At 62.4% G+C, this 18304-nt stretch carries 17 protein-coding genes; 13 read left to right on the top strand and 4 right to left on the bottom strand.

Annotation, left to right across the window (positions count from 1 at the left end):
• Positions 1–96: 96 nt before the first annotated feature.
• The gene (gene ilvA, locus BFP96_RS21065; protein WP_065893871.1) at positions 97–1611 is read left to right on the top strand and encodes a threonine ammonia-lyase, biosynthetic; all 1515 of its coding nucleotides are present in this window, start codon (positions 97–99) and stop codon (positions 1609–1611) included.
• A 40-nt stretch (positions 1612–1651) separates the two neighbouring features.
• Entirely contained in the window at positions 1652–2065 is a 414-nt protein-coding gene (locus tag BFP96_RS21060) for a DUF2269 family protein (protein WP_065897661.1), read from the top strand.
• 106 nt (positions 2066–2171) lie between these two features.
• Here the strand turns inward: BFP96_RS21060 and BFP96_RS21055 are convergent, their stop codons facing one another.
• Positions 2172–2828, bottom strand: coding sequence for a histidinol-phosphatase (locus tag BFP96_RS21055; protein WP_065893869.1), 657 nt, complete (start codon positions 2826–2828; stop codon positions 2172–2174).
• Between the two features lie 143 nt (positions 2829–2971).
• Between BFP96_RS21055 and BFP96_RS21050 the strand changes: the two genes are divergently transcribed.
• Both BFP96_RS21050 and ptsP read left to right on the top strand, forming a co-directional pair.
• Positions 2972–3451, top strand: coding sequence for an RNA pyrophosphohydrolase (locus BFP96_RS21050; RefSeq protein ID WP_053128161.1), 480 nt, complete (start codon positions 2972–2974; stop codon positions 3449–3451).
• 22 nt (positions 3452–3473) lie between these two features.
• Entirely contained in the window at positions 3474–5753 is a 2280-nt protein-coding gene (ptsP, locus tag BFP96_RS21045) for a phosphoenolpyruvate--protein phosphotransferase (protein ID WP_065887067.1), read from the top strand.
• 127 nt (positions 5754–5880) lie between these two features.
• On the opposite strand, the gene BFP96_RS21040 is transcribed toward ptsP, so the two are convergent.
• Complete coding sequence (locus BFP96_RS21040) at positions 5881–6627, bottom strand: NRDE family protein (protein WP_065936944.1); 747 nt, start codon at positions 6625–6627, stop codon at positions 5881–5883.
• 216 nt (positions 6628–6843) lie between these two features.
• Here BFP96_RS21040 and lgt point away from each other — a divergent pair, with 216 nt between their 5' ends.
• Both lgt and BFP96_RS21030 read left to right on the top strand, forming a co-directional pair.
• The gene (gene lgt, locus BFP96_RS21035; RefSeq protein ID WP_065936943.1) at positions 6844–7656 is read left to right on the top strand and encodes a prolipoprotein diacylglyceryl transferase; all 813 of its coding nucleotides are present in this window, start codon (positions 6844–6846) and stop codon (positions 7654–7656) included.
• Between the two features lie 51 nt (positions 7657–7707).
• Positions 7708–8541 (top strand): thymidylate synthase, encoded by an 834-nt coding sequence (locus tag BFP96_RS21030; protein WP_065893867.1) that lies wholly within the window; start codon positions 7708–7710, stop codon positions 8539–8541.
• Positions 8542–8610: 69 nt separating this feature from the next.
• On the opposite strand, the gene cadR is transcribed toward BFP96_RS21030, so the two are convergent.
• Positions 8611–9051, bottom strand: a complete 441-nt coding sequence (gene cadR, locus BFP96_RS21025; protein ID WP_065893866.1) for a Cd(II)/Pb(II)-responsive transcriptional regulator — start codon at positions 9049–9051, stop codon at positions 8611–8613.
• Between the two features lie 85 nt (positions 9052–9136).
• Between cadR and BFP96_RS21020 the strand changes: the two genes are divergently transcribed.
• The 7 genes from BFP96_RS21020 (at position 9137) to BFP96_RS20990 (ending at position 18075) form a co-directional block, all read left to right on the top strand.
• Entirely contained in the window at positions 9137–11377 is a 2241-nt protein-coding gene (locus BFP96_RS21020; RefSeq protein ID WP_065936942.1) for a heavy metal translocating P-type ATPase, read from the top strand.
• A 16-nt stretch (positions 11378–11393) separates the two neighbouring features.
• Positions 11394–12257, top strand: coding sequence for a LysR family transcriptional regulator (locus tag BFP96_RS21015; protein ID WP_065887073.1), 864 nt, complete (start codon positions 11394–11396; stop codon positions 12255–12257).
• 182 nt (positions 12258–12439) lie between these two features.
• A complete protein-coding gene (locus BFP96_RS21010) occupies positions 12440–13504 on the top strand; it encodes a putative 2-aminoethylphosphonate ABC transporter ATP-binding protein (protein WP_065936941.1) in 1065 nt (354 codons plus the stop codon).
• Between the two features lies 1 nt (position 13505).
• Entirely contained in the window at positions 13506–15218 is a 1713-nt protein-coding gene (locus BFP96_RS21005) for a putative 2-aminoethylphosphonate ABC transporter permease subunit (protein WP_065936940.1), read from the top strand.
• Between the two features lie 20 nt (positions 15219–15238).
• Complete coding sequence (locus tag BFP96_RS21000; protein ID WP_065936939.1) at positions 15239–16252, top strand: putative 2-aminoethylphosphonate ABC transporter substrate-binding protein; 1014 nt, start codon at positions 15239–15241, stop codon at positions 16250–16252.
• Between the two features lie 123 nt (positions 16253–16375).
• Entirely contained in the window at positions 16376–17503 is a 1128-nt protein-coding gene (locus BFP96_RS20995; RefSeq protein WP_065893862.1) for a TIGR03364 family FAD-dependent oxidoreductase, read from the top strand.
• Positions 17503–18075, top strand: coding sequence for a phosphonate degradation HD-domain oxygenase (locus tag BFP96_RS20990; RefSeq protein ID WP_065936938.1), 573 nt, complete (start codon positions 17503–17505; stop codon positions 18073–18075). The genes BFP96_RS20995 and BFP96_RS20990 overlap by 1 nt, the downstream gene beginning before the upstream one ends.
• On the opposite strand, the gene BFP96_RS20985 is transcribed toward BFP96_RS20990, so the two are convergent.
• Positions 18054–18304 (bottom strand): DUF3482 domain-containing protein (locus BFP96_RS20985; RefSeq protein ID WP_139113430.1); only part of this gene is annotated, 251 nt, incomplete at its 5' end. The genes BFP96_RS20990 and BFP96_RS20985 overlap by 22 nt on opposite strands.

The raw sequence follows: 18304 nt of genomic DNA, 5'->3' as shown, positions 1-18304 counted from the left end.
TATACCCCAACAAACCTTGGGATTCGTGTGGTCTCCCGGCCAAAAGCCGGGTTAGACTCCGTGGTCCTGCCCAACCCCCGAAGTAGATGCCTGCCGATGCTTGAACACTACGTCAAAAAGATCCTCACCTCGCGCGTTTACGACGTTGCCGTAGAAACACCCTTGCAGACTGCCCGCCAGCTTTCCGAGCGGCTGGGCAATCAGATTTGGCTCAAGCGCGAAGACTTGCAGCCGGTGTTCTCGTTCAAGATTCGCGGCGCCTACAACAAACTGACCCAGCTCAGTGCCGAAGAACGCGCACGCGGCGTGGTCACCGCCTCGGCGGGCAACCATGCCCAGGGCCTGGCCCTGGCGGCCAAGGTGCTGGGGGTCAAGGCGACCATCGTGATGCCCAAGACCACGCCGGAAATCAAGGTCGAAGGCGTGCGCTCCCGTGGCGGCAAAGTGGTACTGCACGGCGATTCCTTCCCGGAGGCGCTGGCCTATTCGCTCAAGCTGGTCGATGAAAAAGGCTACGTCTACATTCACCCCTACGATGATCCGCACACCATTGCCGGGCAGGGCACGGTGGCGATGGAAATCCTGCGCCAGCACCCCGGGCCGCTGGATGCGATCTTCGTACCGGTGGGCGGCGGCGGGCTGATCGCCGGTATCGCGGCGTACGTGAAATACCTGCGTCCGGAGATCAGGATCATCGGCGTCGAGCCGGACGACTCCAACTGCCTGCAAGCGGCGATGGCCGCCGGTGAGCGTGTGGTGTTGCCGACCGTGGGCATCTTCGCCGATGGCGTGGCGGTGGCGCAGATCGGCCAGCACACCTTCGACATCTGCAAAGACTATGTGGATGAAGTGATCACCGTCAGCACCGATGAAATCTGTGCAGCGATCAAGGACATCTACGACGACACCCGCTCCATCACCGAGCCGGCCGGTGCGTTGGGCGTGGCCGGGATCAAGAAGTACGTCGAGACCCGCGGCGTCAGCGGCAAGACCTTTGTCGCCATCGATTCGGGCGCCAACGTCAACTTCGACCGCCTGCGCCATGTAGCCGAACGTGCCGAGCTGGGTGAAGGCCGCGAAGCCATCATCGCCGTGACCATTCCCGAGAAGCCGGGCAGCTTCAAGGCGTTCTGCGAGGCGGTGGGCAAGCGCCAGATTACCGAATTCAACTACCGCTATCACACCGGCAGCGAGGCCCACATCTTCGTCGGCGTGCAGACCCACCCGGAAAACGATCCGCGCAGTGCGTTGATCGCAAGCCTCACGGACCAGGGTTTCCCGGTGCTGGACCTGACCGAAAACGAATTGGCCAAGCTGCATATCCGCCATATGGTGGGTGGTCACGCCGCCAAGGTCAGCGACGAGCTGGTGTTTCGTTTTGAGTTCCCCGAACGGCCGGGGGCGTTGTTCAACTTTCTTAACAAACTGGGCGGGCGCTGGAATATCTCGATGTTCCACTATCGCAACCACGGCGCGGCCGATGGCCGTGTGGTCGCCGGCCTGCAAGTGCCGGCGGACGAGCGCCACCTGGTGCCGGCGGCCCTGGCGGAAATCGGCTACCCGTACTGGGATGAAAGCGAAAACCCGGCCTACCAGTTGTTCCTCGGTTGAGCGACTAAGCTGACTGAGCGGCCTTCAAGGAATCGAGACTATGGAAACGCTGACCACCCTCAAGGTTATCCACATCGCCGCCACCGTGTTGCTGCTGCTCAGCGGCCTCGGCCTGGCGGTACTGGCCTGGCGCAAGCGCAGCGCCGGGCCGGCGGTGACTATGCAACGGCCGTGGGCATTTGTGTGGCTGCTGATGGGCATTTGCCTGCTCAGCATGCCGTTCACCGGCTGGTGGCTGGTGCACCTGACTGGCTGGCCGCTGGGGCAAACCTGGATTCTGGGCTCCAGCATTCTCTACACCGTGGCGGCGCTGGCATGGTTCTGGCTGGTGGCGCGGCTTAATCGCTTGCGTAGAGGCGAGGGTGGCAGCCTGAATTTCACTGTGGTGCTCGCGGTGGTGAGCCTGGTGGGGTTTGTGGCGATTGCCGGGCTTATGGGGGCCAAGCCCGTGTAGGAGCGAGCTTGCTCGCGAAGAACGTCAACGATGACGCGGGTATCCTGGATGCACGCGGCGCTCTCAGGTTTTTCGCGAGCAAGCTCGCTCCTACAGGGTTGGGGGGTCAGCTGCGCAGCGTAATCACCGGCCAGCCGCGCCGTTCAGCCTCAGCACGAAGATTGGGGTCCGGGTCCACCGCCACCGGGTGCGTCACCTGCTCCAGCAACGGCAAATCATTCATCGAGTCGCTATAGAAGTAGCTGTCCTCCAGGCTATACCCGGTCTCCTCCAGCCAACGGTTCAAACGCGTCACCTTGCCTTCGCGAAAGCACGGCACATCGGTGCTGCGTCCGGTGTAGCGGCCATTTTCCATCTCGCATTCGGTGGCAATCAGGGTTTCAACGCCCAGGCGTGCGGCAATCGGCGCGGTGACGAAACGGTTGGTGGCGGTGATGATCACCAGCTTGTCGCCGGCGGCGCGGTGTTTGGCCAGCAGTTCCAGCGCCTTGGGCAAGATGATCGGCTCGATGCAGTCGCGCATATAGTCGTTGTGCCATTCGTCCAGCTGAGCCATTTCGGTGCGGCCGAGGATTTCCAGGCAGAAGTTCAGGTAAGCGGCGTTGTCCAGCGTGCCGGCCAGGTAGTCCTGATAAAACTCGTCGTTGCGGGCCTTGTAGGCCACCGCATCGAGAATCCCGCGTTCACACAGGTAATCGCCCCAGGCGTGGTCGCTGTCACCGCCGATCAGGGTGTTGTCCAAGTCGAATAAAGCCAGGCGCATTGCAGTTACTCGCTGAAAAGTCTGTAAAAAGGCGTCCAGAATACGGTCTTTTCACAAGAGTGCACATAAGGTAAGAAGCCTCGTTGCCGCTGGAGGAAGCTTTGTGGAACAATGCGGTGATATGCGTTTGCGAGGTTGTTGCCGTGATCGACCCCGATGGTTTCCGTCCTAATGTCGGGATTATTCTCACGAATGATGCCGGACAGGTGCTATGGGCTCGCCGAATCAACCAAGATGCCTGGCAGTTTCCTCAAGGTGGGATCAACCCCGATGAAACCCCTGAAGACGCCTTGTACCGTGAGTTGAACGAAGAAGTCGGCCTTGAGCGCGAAGATGTGCAAATTCTGGCCTGTACCCGTGGCTGGTTGCGCTATCGTTTGCCGCAACGCCTGGTGCGTACCCACAGCCAACCGCTGTGTATCGGCCAGAAGCAGAAGTGGTTTCTCCTGCGCCTGATCTCCAATGAGCAGCGGGTGCGGATGGATTTGACCGGTAAACCGGAGTTCGATGGCTGGCGCTGGGTCAGTTATTGGTACCCGCTGGGCCAGGTGGTGACATTCAAGCGCGAGGTTTATCGTCGCGCTCTCAAAGAGCTTGCCCCGCGCCTTTTATCGCGCGACTGACGACGGAGTTCGACCCCGAGCCATGCTCAATACGCTGCGCAAGATCGTCCAGGAAGTTAACTCCGCCAAGGATCTCAAGGCGGCGTTGGGGATTATTGTGTTGCGCGTCAAGGAAGCCATGGGCAGCCAGGTCTGCTCGGTTTACCTGCTGGACCCCGAGACCAACCGTTTTGTGCTGATGGCCACGGAGGGCTTGAACAAGCGCTCCATCGGCAAAGTCAGCATGGCGCCCAATGAAGGTCTGGTGGGCCTGGTGGGGACGCGTGAAGAACCCCTGAACCTTGAAAATGCGGCCGATCACCCGCGTTATCGCTACTTTGCCGAAACCGGCGAAGAACGCTACGCCTCGTTCCTCGGTGCGCCGATCATTCACCACCGCCGCGTTGTCGGCGTGCTGGTCATCCAACAGAAAGAACGCCGTCAGTTCGACGAAGGTGAAGAAGCCTTCCTGGTGACCATGAGCGCGCAGCTCGCCGGGGTGATCGCCCACGCCGAGGCCACCGGCTCGATTCGCGGCCTGGGGCGCCAGGGCAAGGGCATCCAGGAAGCCAAGTTCGTCGGCGTGCCGGGTTCGCCGGGTGCCGCCGTGGGTACCGCCGTGGTCATGCTGCCACCGGCCGACCTCGACGTGGTGCCGGACAAGACCGTCGATGACATCGACGCTGAGATCAAACTGTTCAAGACCGCCCTGGAAGGCGTGCGCGCCGACATGCGCAACCTGTCGACCAAGCTGGCGACCCAGTTGCGCCCCGAAGAGCGTGCGCTGTTCGATGTCTACCAGATGATGCTGGACGACGCGTCCCTGGGCAACGAAGTCAAGACCGTGATCAAGACCGGCCAGTGGGCCCAGGGCGCACTGCGCCAGGTGGTCACCGATCACGTCAACCGTTTCGAAATGATGGACGACGCCTACCTGCGCGAGCGTGCCTCGGATGTACGCGACCTGGGTCGCCGTCTGCTCGCCTACCTGCAGGAAGACCGCACCACCAACCTGGTCTACCCCGACAACACCATCCTGATCAGCGAAGAACTGACCGCCACCATGCTCGGCGAAGTGCCTGAGGGCAAACTGGTGGGCCTGGTCTCGGTATTGGGTTCGGGTAACTCCCACGTGGCGATCCTGGCCCGTGCCATGGGCATCCCGACGGTGATGGGCCTGGTGGACCTGCCGTATTCCAAAGTGGATGGTATCGACATGATCGTCGATGGCCATCGCGGCGAAGTCTTCACCAACCCCAGCGAATTGCTGCGCAAGCAATACGCCGAAGTGGTCGAGGAAGAGAAACAGCTGGCGCTGGGCCTGGACTCCTTGCGCGAACTGCCGTGCGTGACCATCGACGGCCACCGTGTGCCACTGCTGGTCAACACCGGCCTGCTGGCCGATGTGGCCCGTGCGCAACAGCGCGGCGCGGAAGGGGTAGGGCTGTATCGCACCGAAGTGCCGTTCATGATCAACCAGCGTTTCCCGAGTGAGAAGGAGCAGCTGGCGATTTATCGCGAGCAACTGCAAGCCTTCCATCCGTTGCCGGTGACCATGCGCAGCCTGGATATCGGCGGCGACAAGTCACTGTCGTATTTCCCGATCAAGGAAGACAACCCCTTCCTCGGCTGGCGCGGTATTCGCGTCACCCTCGACCACCCTGAAATTTTCCTGGTGCAGACCCGCGCCATGCTCAAGGCCAGCGAAGGCCTGAACAACCTGCGTATCCTGCTGCCGATGATCTCCGGCACCCACGAGCTGGAAGAAGCCCTGCACCTGATCCACCGCGCCTGGGGCGAAGTGCGCGACGAAGGCGCCGACGTGCCGATGCCGCCGATCGGCGTGATGATCGAAATTCCGGCGGCGGTGTATCAGGCCAAGGAGCTGGCGCGGCAGGTGGACTTCCTGTCCGTGGGCTCCAACGACCTGACCCAGTACCTGTTGGCTGTGGACCGCAACAACCCACGGGTCGCCGACCTTTACGACTACCTGCACCCGGCCGTGCTGCAAGCGCTGCAACATGTCGTGCGCGACGCCCATGCCGAAGGCAAGCCGGTGAGTATCTGCGGGGAAATGGCCGGCGACCCGGCGGCGGCGGTGCTGTTGATGGCGATGGGCTTTGACAGCCTGTCGATGAACGCCACCAACTTGCCGAAAGTGAAGTGGATGCTGCGCCAGGTTGAATTGAGCATGGCCAAGGATTTGCTGGCCGAGCTGATGACCATCGACAACCCGCAGGTTATCCACAGCTCGCTGCAATTGGCGCTGAAGAATCTGGGGCTGACCCGAATGATCAATCCGGCTTCTGCGAAAACCCTTTAGACCTGCCAATGAACATCCAATTGTGGGAGGGGGCTTGCCCCCGATAGCAGTGTGTCAGTCAGAGTATCTGGTACTGATACACCGCAATCGGGGGCAAGCCCCCTCCCACAGTTGATTTTCAGTGTGTTCAGAAATTGAGCTCGACCTCGCCCAAGCGGCCACCCTGCGGCCCGAAACTGCGCTCCACCATCCGCCGCGTGCCGTCGGCATTCACAATCAGCGCCGTGCTCGCCCGTGTTCCGTAACTGGGGCTGGCGATAAATACGCTCGACAACAGGCTCTCCGTCGCCAGGCCGACGCCGGTATCCGGCAGCTCGGCGAACGGTGCGCTCTGCGGGTCGCTCAAGATATCCAGCAACGCTTGTGGCTGCGGATCGTCGAGGATGTCTGCAAGTGCGGCCCTGGCCTTGAGCAACTTCGGCCAGGGCGTATCCAGCCCGGCATTGGACAAACCGTACACGCCGGCCTTCAACCGCGTCGGCGTGGTCTCGTTGGCGTTGTAATGCCACAGTTGGTCCGGTGTGCCCACCAGCAGGTTGAACCCGGCGTATTCAATCGAGCGGCCATTAACATCGGCCAGATAGTCGTCAATCGACAGCGAACCACTGAGAAAACGCGCCACCAGTTCGCCACGGGATTTGCGTGACGGTGGCTGGTGCGGGTCGCGGATATTGGTCAACGCGGCAAAGCGCCCGTCGGCGTTAACCCCCAGCCAGGTGCCGCCCGCTTCCTGGTCGCGACCGGCATAGACCTGGGGTAGATCCGGCCATTGCGCCAGGGGCAGGCTGGGCCGGGCATAGAACTCATCGCGGTTGGCCGCGACGATCAGCGGCTGGGCATGGCCCGGCCGCCAGGCAAAGACAATCAGGCACATCGGGCGATCCCTTATGTGTTTTTCCTTACTCTACCCACACAACCGCAGGCGTTCCATCGCAACGAAGTTGGGCCGCGCACCTTCCATCCGTTAACATGCCGGGCCGTTGGGTGTGTATGTGAACTTCTTAATTTGATCTCGCAGCTGTAACGCAGGCTTAATCGCGCATCGGCATGGTCCGATGCGTCATGACTAAATGTTTAACGAGGAGTCGCAATGCTGCCTTACCCGCAGATCGATCCGGTGGCCCTGGCCATCGGTCCGCTGAAAATCCACTGGTACGGGTTGATGTACCTGATCGGCATCGGCGGTGCCTGGCTGCTGGCTTCCCGGCGCCTGAACCGTTTCGACCCGACCTGGACCAAGGAGAAGCTCTCCGACATGGTGTTCTGGATGTCGATGGGGGTAATCGTCGGCGGGCGCCTGGGGTATGTGCTGTTTTACGATTTGTCGGCGTATATCGCCAACCCGACGCTGATCTTCGAAGTGTGGAAGGGCGGCATGGCGTTCCATGGCGGCTTTGTCGGCGTGATGATCGCCGCCTGGTGGTTCGGCCGGCGCAACGGCAAGTCGTTCTTCCAGTTGATGGACTTCGTCGCACCGTTGGTGCCCATCGGCCTGGGCGCCGGGCGCATCGGTAACTTCATCAACGCCGAGCTGTGGGGCAAGCCCACCGACGTGCCGTGGGCCATGGTGTTCCCGCCGTTCAGCGACCCGGCGCAACTGCCGCGCCATCCGTCGCAGCTGTACCAATTCGCCCTGGAAGGTGTGGCACTGTTCCTCATCCTCTACCTCTTTTCACGTAAACCTCGCCCAACCATGGCGGTTTCCGGGATGTTCGCGCTGTTCTACGGGATCTTCCGCTTCATCGTCGAGTTCGTGCGGGTGCCGGATGCGCAGTTGGGCTACCTGGCGTGGGGCTGGCTGACCATGGGCCAGGTCCTCAGTATTCCGATGATCCTGGCGGGCCTGGGCCTGTTGTGGTGGGCGTACAACCGTGCGCAACCGCTGAAGAACGCCGCGCTTTAAATTCGAATGCCAGGACCAGGAGGTCCTGGCTTCAACGATACGGGTAATCACATGAAGCAATACCTCGAACTCCTGCACGACGTCGTGACCAATGGCCTGACCAAGGGCGATCGTACCGGCACCGGCACCAAGGCCGTGTTCGCCCGCCAGTATCGGCATAACCTGGCCGACGGCTTCCCGCTGCTGACCACCAAGAAGCTGCACTTCAAAAGCATTGCCAACGAGCTGATCTGGATGTTGAGCGGCAACACCAACATCAAGTGGCTCAACGAAAACGGCGTGCGCATCTGGGACGAATGGGCCACCGAAGACGGCGACCTGGGCCCGGTGTACGGCGAGCAGTGGACCGCCTGGCCCACCAAGGACGGCGGCACGATCAACCAGATCGACTACATGGTTCACACGCTCAAGACCAACCCCAACAGCCGCCGCATCCTGTTCCACGGCTGGAACGTCGAATACCTGCCGGACGAAACCAAGAGCCCCCAGGAAAATGCGCGTAACGGCAAGCAAGCGCTGCCACCGTGCCACCTGCTCTACCAGGCGTTCGTGCACGACGGCCACCTGTCGATGCAGCTGTACATCCGCAGCTCCGATGTCTTCCTCGGCCTGCCCTATAACACCGCCGCGCTGGCGTTGCTCACCCACATGCTGGCGCAGCAGTGCGACCTGATCCCCCACGAGATCATCGTCACCACCGGCGATACCCACGCCTACAGCAACCACATGGAACAGATCCGCACCCAGCTGGCGCGCACGCCGAAAAAGCTGCCGGAACTGGTGATCAAGCGTAAACCGGCATCGATTTACGACTACAAGTTCGAAGACTTCGAAATCGTTGGCTATGACGCGGATCCGAGCATCAAGGCTGAAGTCGCGATCTAAAGCCTGTCTCGGTAAAAGTGTGGGAGGGGGCAAGCCCCCTCCCACATTTTGATCTGTGTTCACTTGAGGCTAATGGCCGTGGCTTCTGCCCACGTGCGAGGGCTCGGCCTCGCTGGCCGCAATCCCTCCGCTGACTTCCAACTGCTGCAGGATTCCACACGGCTCCCCACCCCCGCAGCGCTGGCGCAGGTCCAGCAATTGCTCCTGCAACGCCAGCAGCCCATCGATCCGCGCTTTCACATGGTGGATATGCTCATCAATCAACGCATTCACGCTTTCGCACTGGTCCTGGGGGCTGTCGCGCAGGCTGAGCAGGCTGCGGATTTCTTCCAGTGTCATGTCGAGGCTGCGGCAGTTGCGGATAAAGATCAGCCGCTCGGTATGCGCCTGGGTGTACACGCGGTAGTTGCCGTCCGTGCGTGCGGGGGGTGGCAGCAGGCCTTCCTTCTCGTAATAACGGATGGTTTCCACCGGGCAGTCGGTGAGTTTGGCCAGTTCGCCGATCTTCATCGCAGCAATCTCCAAATGGGTGCTTGACCCTATAGTGGCTACAGGGTCTTTACTTGGCAACAGGCACCTTTCCGGACGCGACACCATGAGCGATTCCCTCCACACCCCGCACAAGCACGACCACGATCACAGCGAGCACACGCTCAAGCCGGTACATGACCACGGCGGCGCCTGCTGTTCCGGCGCTCCGGCACCTGCGCGGGTGCAACTGAGCGACGCTCCCACCGCCGGCTCGCGCCTGAGCACCTTTCGCATCGAAGCGATGGACTGCCCTACCGAACAGACGCTGATCCAGAACAAACTGGGCAAGCTTGCCGGCGTGCAGCAGTTGGACTTCAACCTGATCAACCGCATCCTCGGCGTCACCCACGATTTGCCGAGCACTGCGCCGATCATCGACGCGATCAAATCCATCGGCATGCAGGCCGACCCGATTGAAGAAGGCACGCCTGCCGCCGCCCCGCCTGCCAAGAAGCACTGGTGGCCGCTGGCTGTGTCGGGCGTGGGCGCGTTGGGCGCCGAGGTCCTGCATTTCAGCGGCATTGCACCGACCTGGGTGATCGCCATTGTGGCGCTGGTGTCGATCCTCAGCGGTGGCCTCACCACCTACAAAAAGGGCTGGATTGCCCTGAAAAACCTCAACCTGAACATCAACGCACTGATGAGTATCGCCGTGACCGGCGCGGTGCTGATTGGCCAGTGGCCGGAAGCGGCGATGGTGATGTTCCTGTTTACGGTGGCCGAGTTGATCGAAGCCAAGTCACTGGACCGTGCGCGCAATGCCATCAGCGGCTTGATGCAGATGACCCCGGAACAGGCCACGGTGCGGCAGGCTGATGGTTCCTGGATGGAGCAGGAGGTCAAAAGCATTGATCTTGGCGCCATTGTGCGGGTCAAGCCCGGCGAGCGCATTGGCCTGGACGGCGAGGTGACTGCTGGTCAATCCACTATCGACCAGGCACCGATCACCGGTGAAAGCCTGCCGATTGAGAAGACCGTGGGCGATAAAGTCTTCGCCGGTACGATCAACCAGGCCGGCTCCCTGGAATACAAAGTGACCGCAGCGGCCAACAACTCCACTCTGGCGCGGATCATCCACGCGGTGGAGCAGGCCCAGGGCGCCCGGGCACCGACCCAGCGTTTTGTCGACAGCTTCTCGAAAATCTACACCCCGGCGGTGTTCCTGTTTGCCCTGGGCGTGGCCGTCATCCCGCCGCTGTTCATGGCGGGCGTCTGGTTCGACTGGATCTACCGCGCCCTGGTGTTGCTGGTGGTCGCGTGCCCGTGCGCCCTGGTGATCTCCACCCCGGTGACCATCGTCAGCGGCCTTGCGGCGGCGGCGCGCAAAGGCATCCTGATCAAGGGCGGCGTGTACCTGGAGGGCGGTTACAAGCTCGACTACCTGGCCCTGGACAAGACCGGCACCATCACCCACGGCAAGCCGGTGCAAACCGACTATGTGCCGCTGTTCGACACCGTGCAGGACAGCGCGCCGGCCCTGGCCGCGAGTCTGGCGGGGCGTTCCGACCACCCGGTGTCCCTGGCCATCGCCAACGCGGCGGTGGATAAAAACCTGCCGTCCCACGTTGTGGATAACTTCGAGGCATTGCCCGGGCGTGGTGTGCGCGGTGACATCAACGGCGAAACCTACCATCTGGGCAACCACCGTCTGGTGGAAGACCTCGGGCTGTGCTCGCCGGCGCTGGAGGAGAAACTCTTCGCCCTGGAAAAACAGGGCAAGTCCGTGGTGTTGCTGCTCGACAAGTCCGGCCCACTGGCCTTGTTCGCGGTGGCCGACACCGTCAAGGACAGCAGCCGCGAAGCCATCCGGCAACTGCACGACCTGGGCGTCAAGACCTTGATGCTGACCGGCGATAACACCCACACCGCCCAGGCGATTGCGGCTCAGGTCGGTATCGATCAGGCCCGAGGCGACTTGTTGCCCACCGATAAGCTGCAAGCGATTGAAACGCTCTACGGCCAGGGCTACCGCGTCGGCATGGTCGGCGACGGCATCAACGACGCCCCGGCCCTGGCCCGCGCCGAAATCGGCTTCGCCATGGCTGCGGCGGGCACCGACACCGCGATCGAGACCGCCGACGTGGCATTGATGGACGATGACCTGCGCAAGATTCCCGCATTCATCCGGCTCTCCAGGCAAACGTCGAGTATCCTCAAGCAGAACATCGCCCTGGCGCTGGTGATCAAGGCGATTTTCCTGGCGGTCACGTTCCTGGGCATGGCGACCATGTGGATGGCGGTGTTCGCCGACATGGGCGTCAGCCTGCTGGTGGTGTTCAATGGCCTGCGCCTGTTGCGCAAATAGACGATGAGAGGGCGGTGTGCTGAGTGCTGAGCTGAAGGCGTTTTACAAGGTCGCCCGCCTGGGCAGCATCACCCAGGCGGCGAAAAAACTCGGCCTGAGCCAGCCCACGGTCACCACCCAGATTCGCAACCTGGAAAGCCAATACGGCGTTGAACTGTTCTACCGTGGCGGTCGCCGTCTGACGGTGAGCGATGAGGGCGCGCGGCTGTTGCCGATGGTCAAGGCGCTGTTGCAGCAGGAAGCGGATATCGAGTTTTTCCTGCGTAACAATGGCCAGGTTCAAGGCGCGCTGAGGATCGCCGCGACGGCGCCGTACTACATCCTCGATCTGGTCAAAGCCTTTCGCGAACGCCTGCCGCAAGTGGAAGTGTCGGTGGAAATCGGCAACTCCCAGCAGGTGCTCGAAGCGCTGGACGACTACCGTGTCGACGTCGCCGCCTCGTCGCAACTGCTGGAGGACGCGCGCCTGGTGCGTCGTGTGCTCGGCACTGATCCTCTGGTATTGGCGGTGCATCGCAACCATCCGTTGGCCAGGCTTGATCATGTGCCGTTGACTGCGCTGGCCGGGCATACGCTGCTGATGCGTGAAGCGGGGTCCACCACCCGCAGGCTGACGGAAGACATGCTTCAGGGCGCTGGCGTCAGCTACGGGCCGCTGCTGGAAATCGGCAGTCGTGAGTCGATCCGCGAGGCGGTGCTGCGCAATATCGGCATCAGCATCATTGCGCGGCAGGAAGTGCCCCATGATCCGCAGCTGAAGGTGCTGACCCTTGAGAATGCGCCGCAGATTCCGGAGTATCTGTACTGCCTCAAGGAGCGCAAAGGTGCGCGGCTGCCGGCGGCTTTCCTTGGCCTTGCCCAGGAAATGTCGCCAATTTGATCGTTCCCACGCTCCGCGTGGTAACGCCTCCCGGGACGCTCCGCGTCCCGCTTGATCATGCTCACCTCCAAGAGCCCAACCCAAATCCACCAATACCCCTATCACGCCCTTTTGCCCTTCTGCCACATCAGCGAAGTATTCCCCCCCTAGCATGGCCTTCATCCGATCGATGAGGCGCCACCATGAACACAGCCCTGACCCACCCCGGCGCACCGATGAAGGTGCGCGGTCTCCAGAAACGCTTCGGCGCCTTTACCGCGCTCGATAACGTGTCGCTGGATGTCGCCGCCGGCGAGCTGGTGTGCCTGCTGGGCCCGTCCGGCTGCGGCAAGACCACCATGCTGCGCTGCATTGCCGGCCTTGAGCACCAGGACAGCGGCGAAATTTACCTGGGTGACCGCGATGTTTCCCGGCTGCCGCCCCAGGCGCGGGACTACGGCATCCTGTTCCAGTCCTACGCGCTGTTTCCCAACCTGACCGTAGAAGCGAACATCGGCTACGGCCTTACCGGCAGCGGTCGCGATGAGGTGCGCAAGCGTGTCGGGCAGATGCTTGAGCTGGTCGGCCTGCTCGGCAGCGAAAAGAAATACCCCGGCCAATTGTCCGGCGGGCAACAGCAGCGGGTAGCCCTGGCGCGTGCCCTGGCGCCGGCACCTTCGTTATTGCTGCTGGATGAACCGATGTCGGCCCTCGACGCCCAGGTTCGCGAGCATCTGTGCACCGAACTGCGCCAACTGCAACGACGCCTGGGCATCACCACGCTGATGGTTACCCACAATCAGGACGAAGCCATGCTGATGGCCGACCGTATCGCCGTGATGAACAACGGCAAGGTCGAGCAATACGCGACGCCCCAGGACATCTACGACCGCCCGGCCACGCCGTTCGTGGCGGAATTTGTCGGCCAGGGCAATTGGTTGCCGTTCAGCCGCAACAGCGCCAGCCACGCCCAGGTCGGTGGGCTGAACATGCGCCTGGCCGACGACGCCGGCATGGCCACCTCCGGTCGCCTGTTCTGCCGGCCGGAAGCCATCAGCGTGAATCCGCCGGTGCATGAAGAAAACCTGTTTGCGGCCAAGGTGCGCGAGATCACGTTTCTGGGCAACCGCTGCCGCATGAGCTTCGAACTGGCGCAGCTGCCGGGCCACGCGTTGCTGGCCGAACTTGCGCCACACGACATGCCGCGCCTGGGCAGCCAGGATATCTGGGTGGCGTTGCCGCCGCGCAGCCTGCAGGTGTTTGCCTGAGATGGCTGCGATCATGAGCGTGCCGCTGCCGCGTCAAGCGGCCCGCGCCGGGTGGGGTGACCGCCTCTTCGTGGTCGGCGGCAAATGGCTCTGGCTGGGCCTGTTGGTGGTGGCGGTGCTGCTGCCGCTGCTGGCGATCTTCTGGCGTGGCTTCAGCAGCGAAGCCGGGCAGGGCGGCGGCCTGATCGCCGCACGTGAATTGCTGACCAGCGCTAATTTCCACTGGTTGCTGGGCAATAGCCTGAAAGTCTCCCTGAGCGTAGCCGCCATCGTCGTACCGTTGGCCTATCTGTTTGCCTACGCGCTGCAACGCACCTTGATCCCCGGCAAGGTGATCTGGCGCGGCGTGTCGCTGCTGCCGTTGATGGCGCCCTCGATGTTGCCGGGCATCGCGCTGGTGTACCTGTTCGGCAACCAGGGGCTGTTGCGTGGGTTGCTCTCGGACAATATCTACGGCTTCTGGGGCATTGTCCTGGGCGAAGTGATTTACACCTTCCCACACGCCCTGATGATTCTGCTGTCCGCATTGTCGCTGGCGGATGCGCGCTTGTTCGACGCGGCCTCCAGCATGGGCGCCAGCCCCGCCCGGGCGTTTCGCAGCATCACCTGGCCGGCCACGCGCCAGGCGGTGTTCGCGGCGTTTTGCCTGGTGTTCACGTTGACGATCACCGACTTTGGCGTGCCGGTGGTGGTCGGCGGCGACTACCAGGTGCTGGCCCTGGAAGCCTACAAGGCCGTGGTCGGTCAGCAACAATTCGGGCGCGGCGCGTTGATCGGCATGGTGCTGCTGTTGCCGGCGCTGTTCAGCTTTGGCGTGGATGCGTGGTTGCGCCGCCGTCACGGTGATGCCATGAGCGGCCGTGCCCAGGTCTTTCAGCCGCTGCCGTCGCGTTCAAGGGATGGCTGCTACCTGGCCATCGTGCTGCTGATCTGCGCGGCGCTGCTGCTGGTGTTCGGCATGGCGGTGTATTCCTCGCTGGTCAAATTCTGGCCCTATAACCTGTCGCTGTCGCTCAACCACTATCAGTTCGAAGACACCGCCGGCGGCGGTTGGCTGGCCTATCGCAACAGCCTGACCATGGCGCTGTGCACGGCGCTGATCGGCAGTGTGCTGATCTTCACCGGTGCCTATTTGATGGAAAAAACCAAGGGCCAAAAGGGCCTGAACCTGGCCCTGCGTCTGCTCAGCTTTGTGCCGATGGCCGTGCCGGGCCTAGTGCTTGGCCTGGGCTATGTGTTCTTTTTCAACCTCGGCGGCAACCCGCTGCATGTGTTCTACGGCAGCATGGCACTGCTGGTGGTGTGCACCATTGCTCACTACCTGACCACCGCACAAATGACCGCCACCACCGCACTGCGCCAACTGGACGCCGAATTCGAAGCCGCCGCGTTGTCCCTTAAGGCGCCGCTCTACCGCCATTACCTGAAAGTGACGGTGCCGATCTGCCTGCCCGCGCTGCTGGATATTCTGCGTTACCTGTTCGTGTCGGCAATGACCACCGTCTCCGCTGCGATCTTTCTCTACAGCCCCGACACCATCCTCGCCGCCGTCGCCGTGTTGAACATGGACGACGCCGGCAATGTGGGCGGTGCGGCGGCCATGTCGACCCTGATTCTGTTCACCTCAGGCAGCGTTTCGTTGCTGCTGGCGTGGGCTTCACGTGGCGCCTTGCGCCGCTCCCAAGCCTGGCGCCAGACCGCGCCCGGGCAATGATCCTTCAAAGGAGGTATTCCATGTTCAAGCCCCTGGCGCTGGTCGCTGCCGTACTCACTGCATTCAGCCTGAATGCCTTCGCCAAGACTGAGCTGACCGTGTACACGGCCCTCGAAGCCGAACAGTTGAAGACCTACAAAAAGGCCTTCGAACAGGCCAACCCCGACATCGAGATCAAGTGGGTGCGCGACTCCACCGGCATCATCACCGCCAAACTGCTGGCCGAGAAAGACCGCCCGCAGGCTGACGTGGTCTGGGGCCTGGCCGCCTCCAGCCTGGCGATACTTGACCAGCAAGGCATGCTCGATACCTATGCCCCGAAAGACTTGGACAAGATCGGCAAAAACTACCGCGACGCCGCCAACCCGCCGGCCTGGGTCGGCATGGACGTGTGGGCCGCCACCATCTGCTTCAACACCGTCGAAGCCGAAAAGCAGGGCCTCACCAAGCCGGTGAGCTGGCAGGACCTGACCAAGCCTGAGTACAAGGGCAAGATCGTGATGCCCAACCCGGCCTCCTCCGGCACCGGCTTCCTGGACGTGAGCGCCTGGTTGCAGACCTTCGGCGAGAAGCAGGGCTGGCAATACATGGACGACCTGCACCAGAACATCGGCCAGTACGTGCACTCCGGCTCCAAGCCGTGCAAGTTGGCGGCATCCGGTGAGTTCCCGATCGGGATTTCGTTTGAATACCCGGCCGTGCAGTTGAAGCGCCAGGGCGCACCGCTGGACATCATCCTGCCCAAAGAGGGCCTGGGCTGGGACATCGAAGCCACCGCGGTGATCAAGGGCACGACCCATGCCGAGGCTGCGAAAAAACTGGCGGACTTCTCTGCAAGCCCGGCGGCGATGGAGTTGTACAAGGACAATTTCGCCGTGCTCGCCCAACCGGGGATCGCCAAACCGCAGACTGAATTGCCCGCCGATTACGAGCAGCGGTTGATCAAGAACGACTTTGTGTGGGCGTCGAAGCATCGCGACAGCATTCTGGCTGAGTGGCGCAAGCGTTATGACGGGAAGTCGGAAAAGCAGTAACCGATCGTTCCCACGCTCCGCGTGGTAACGCCGCTCTGGACGCTCCGCGTCCGCTCTTGAACGTCGTGACGCAGAGCGTCACTGGATGAGTTCCCACGCGGAGCGTGGGAACGAGAGGACGGTATGAGTAGTGATCTGTTAATTGTCGGCGCCGGCATCCTCGGCCTCTCCCATGCCTACGCCGCCGCCAAGCGCGGCCTCAAGGTCAAGGTCTTCGAACGCAGCGCCACGCCCCTGGGCGCCTCGGTGCGTAACTTCGGCCAGGCGCTGGTCACCGGCCAACCGCCGGGGCCGATGCTCGACCTGGCAAGGGAAAGCCGCGCTATCTGGGGGCATTGGGCGCAGGTGGCCGGCCTTGCGCTCAAGCGCAATGGCTCCTACCTGTTTGCCCGTACCGAAGCCGAAGCGCATCTGCTCGAAGCCTTTTGCCGCGGGCGTGCCCGCGAGCACGGCTACAACGTCGAGCTGCTGCAAGGCGCGGCCTTGAATGACCTGTACGCCGGCCAGTTCCGCCATCACCGCGCCGCGCTGCATGGCAGGGACGACCAGCAACTCTATTCACGCGAAGCGATTCCGGCGCTGATCAACTACCTGGCGCAAGCGCTGAACGTGGAGTTTCACTTTTCCACCCTGGTGCATGACGTCGAGCCGGGCCAGTTGCACAGCACGGCGGGGCGTTTTCGCGGCGAGCAGATCATTGTGTGTTCCGGTCACGACTACCAGACCCTGCTGGCCGATTCGATGGCCGCACTCAACCCGCAAGTCTGCCGCCTGCAAATGCTGCGGGCACGGCCGGCGCATGACCTGAACCTGCAACATGCCTTGCTGACCGGCCTCAGTTGCGTGCATTACGGTGCGTTTGCCGACTTGCCCGAGGCCGCCGCGGTACAGGCGCAGATCCTGCGCGAAACGCCGTACTTGCAGGCGCACGGGATTCACCTGCTGATCAGCCCCACGCCCCATGGCGAGTTGATCATCGGCGACTCCCATGATTACGGCAGCGATGCATCGCCCTTCAACGCCGAACAGGTCGATGACTGGCTGATCGAACTGGCCGAGCAGACCCTGGGCTGCAAGATCCAGGTGGTGGAGCGTTGGCAGGGTGTGTATGGCTCGCGTGGGCCCGCGCCGTTTTCATTTGTCCAGGCGGCTGCGGGCATCAGCGCCGCGTTGATGCATACCGGTGTGGGCATGAGCGTTGGCCCGGCGATGGCCGAGCGAAATATCACCACAGTGTGGGGGCCTGAGTGATGACTCGGGAGCGCTTGCTTGCCGAGCTGTTCGGCCTGTACGAACGCCATGGCACGGTGGATTACATCGGCGAGCCGGTGTCGCAGATCGAGCACATGTCCCAGGCTGCGCAGCTCGCGATGGCCGAAGGCTTTGACGATGAAGTGGTGCTGGCGGCGTTCTTCCACGATATCGGCCACCTCTGTGGTCAGGGTGGCGAGGGCATGGGTGGGTATGGCGTGCTCAGCCATGAGCGGCTTGGCGCAGATTACCTGCGCCGTGCAGGCTTCAGCGAACGCATGGCGAGGTTGGTGGAATATCACGTACAAGCCAAGCGTTACCTGACCTTCAAGCAGCCGGACTATTACGCACAGTTGAGCGAGGCCAGCCGCCGCACGCTGGCGTATCAGGGCGGTGTGATGACTGCGCAGCAAGCACAGGCGTTCGAGCAGGACCCGCTCTGTCACATCAGCCTGCGCATGCGCCATTGGGACGAACAGGCCAAGCAGATGCACGTCTCGTTGTTGGACCTTGAAGTGCTCAAGGCCAAGGCCCTGCGACTATTGGCCGATCAGGACGCGTCCAGCCGCTGAGCCAGCGCCTGGATTTGCGCCTGACGCTCGGCCTGGCTCAACTTGGGGTGTGGGTTGAGCGACGACCATTGCGGATAGGCGCGGGCCCTGTTCAACGCGTCCGGCAGCTTGCCTTCGCGCCAGGTCTTGTCCTGGGGCGTGTCGACTTTGATGCTGTGCATGGCCGCATGGCCGCGCAGGTTCAAGGCCTTGACCAACTGGCGCTGGCGCAGGGCGAGCAGGCGCAGCA

Origin of the sequence: Pseudomonas sp. 34 E 7 (genome assembly GCF_900005715.1) — a bacterium.
GTDB classification, from domain to species: domain Bacteria; phylum Pseudomonadota; class Gammaproteobacteria; order Pseudomonadales; family Pseudomonadaceae; genus Aquipseudomonas; species Aquipseudomonas orientalis_A.
The sequence above is the reverse complement of the archived record's forward strand: the minus strand, read 5'-3'. Positions and strand labels throughout refer to the sequence as shown.

Excerpts from the sequence above, each read along its gene's own strand:
- BFP96_RS21040 (WP_065936944.1), bottom strand. The coding sequence starts at position 6,627 with ATGTGCCTGATTGTCTTTGCCTGGCGGCCGGGCCATGCCCAGCCGCTG.
- BFP96_RS20990 (WP_065936938.1), top strand. The coding sequence starts at position 17,503 with ATGACTCGGGAGCGCTTGCTTGCCGAGCTGTTCGGCCTGTACGAACGC.
- BFP96_RS21005 (WP_065936940.1), top strand. The coding sequence starts at position 13,506 with ATGGCTGCGATCATGAGCGTGCCGCTGCCGCGTCAAGCGGCCCGCGCC.
- BFP96_RS21020 (WP_065936942.1), top strand. The coding sequence starts at position 9,137 with ATGAGCGATTCCCTCCACACCCCGCACAAGCACGACCACGATCACAGC.
- BFP96_RS21000 (WP_065936939.1), top strand. The coding sequence starts at position 15,239 with ATGTTCAAGCCCCTGGCGCTGGTCGCTGCCGTACTCACTGCATTCAGC.
- BFP96_RS21055 (WP_065893869.1), bottom strand. The coding sequence starts at position 2,828 with ATGCGCCTGGCTTTATTCGACTTGGACAACACCCTGATCGGCGGTGAC.
- ilvA (WP_065893871.1), top strand. The coding sequence starts at position 97 with ATGCTTGAACACTACGTCAAAAAGATCCTCACCTCGCGCGTTTACGAC.
- cadR (WP_065893866.1), bottom strand. The coding sequence starts at position 9,051 with ATGAAGATCGGCGAACTGGCCAAACTCACCGACTGCCCGGTGGAAACC.
- BFP96_RS21030 (WP_065893867.1), top strand. The coding sequence starts at position 7,708 with ATGAAGCAATACCTCGAACTCCTGCACGACGTCGTGACCAATGGCCTG.
- lgt (WP_065936943.1), top strand. The coding sequence starts at position 6,844 with ATGCTGCCTTACCCGCAGATCGATCCGGTGGCCCTGGCCATCGGTCCG.
- BFP96_RS21010 (WP_065936941.1), top strand. The coding sequence starts at position 12,440 with ATGAACACAGCCCTGACCCACCCCGGCGCACCGATGAAGGTGCGCGGT.
- ptsP (WP_065887067.1), top strand. The coding sequence starts at position 3,474 with ATGCTCAATACGCTGCGCAAGATCGTCCAGGAAGTTAACTCCGCCAAG.
- BFP96_RS20995 (WP_065893862.1), top strand. The coding sequence starts at position 16,376 with ATGAGTAGTGATCTGTTAATTGTCGGCGCCGGCATCCTCGGCCTCTCC.
- BFP96_RS21060 (WP_065897661.1), top strand. The coding sequence starts at position 1,652 with ATGGAAACGCTGACCACCCTCAAGGTTATCCACATCGCCGCCACCGTG.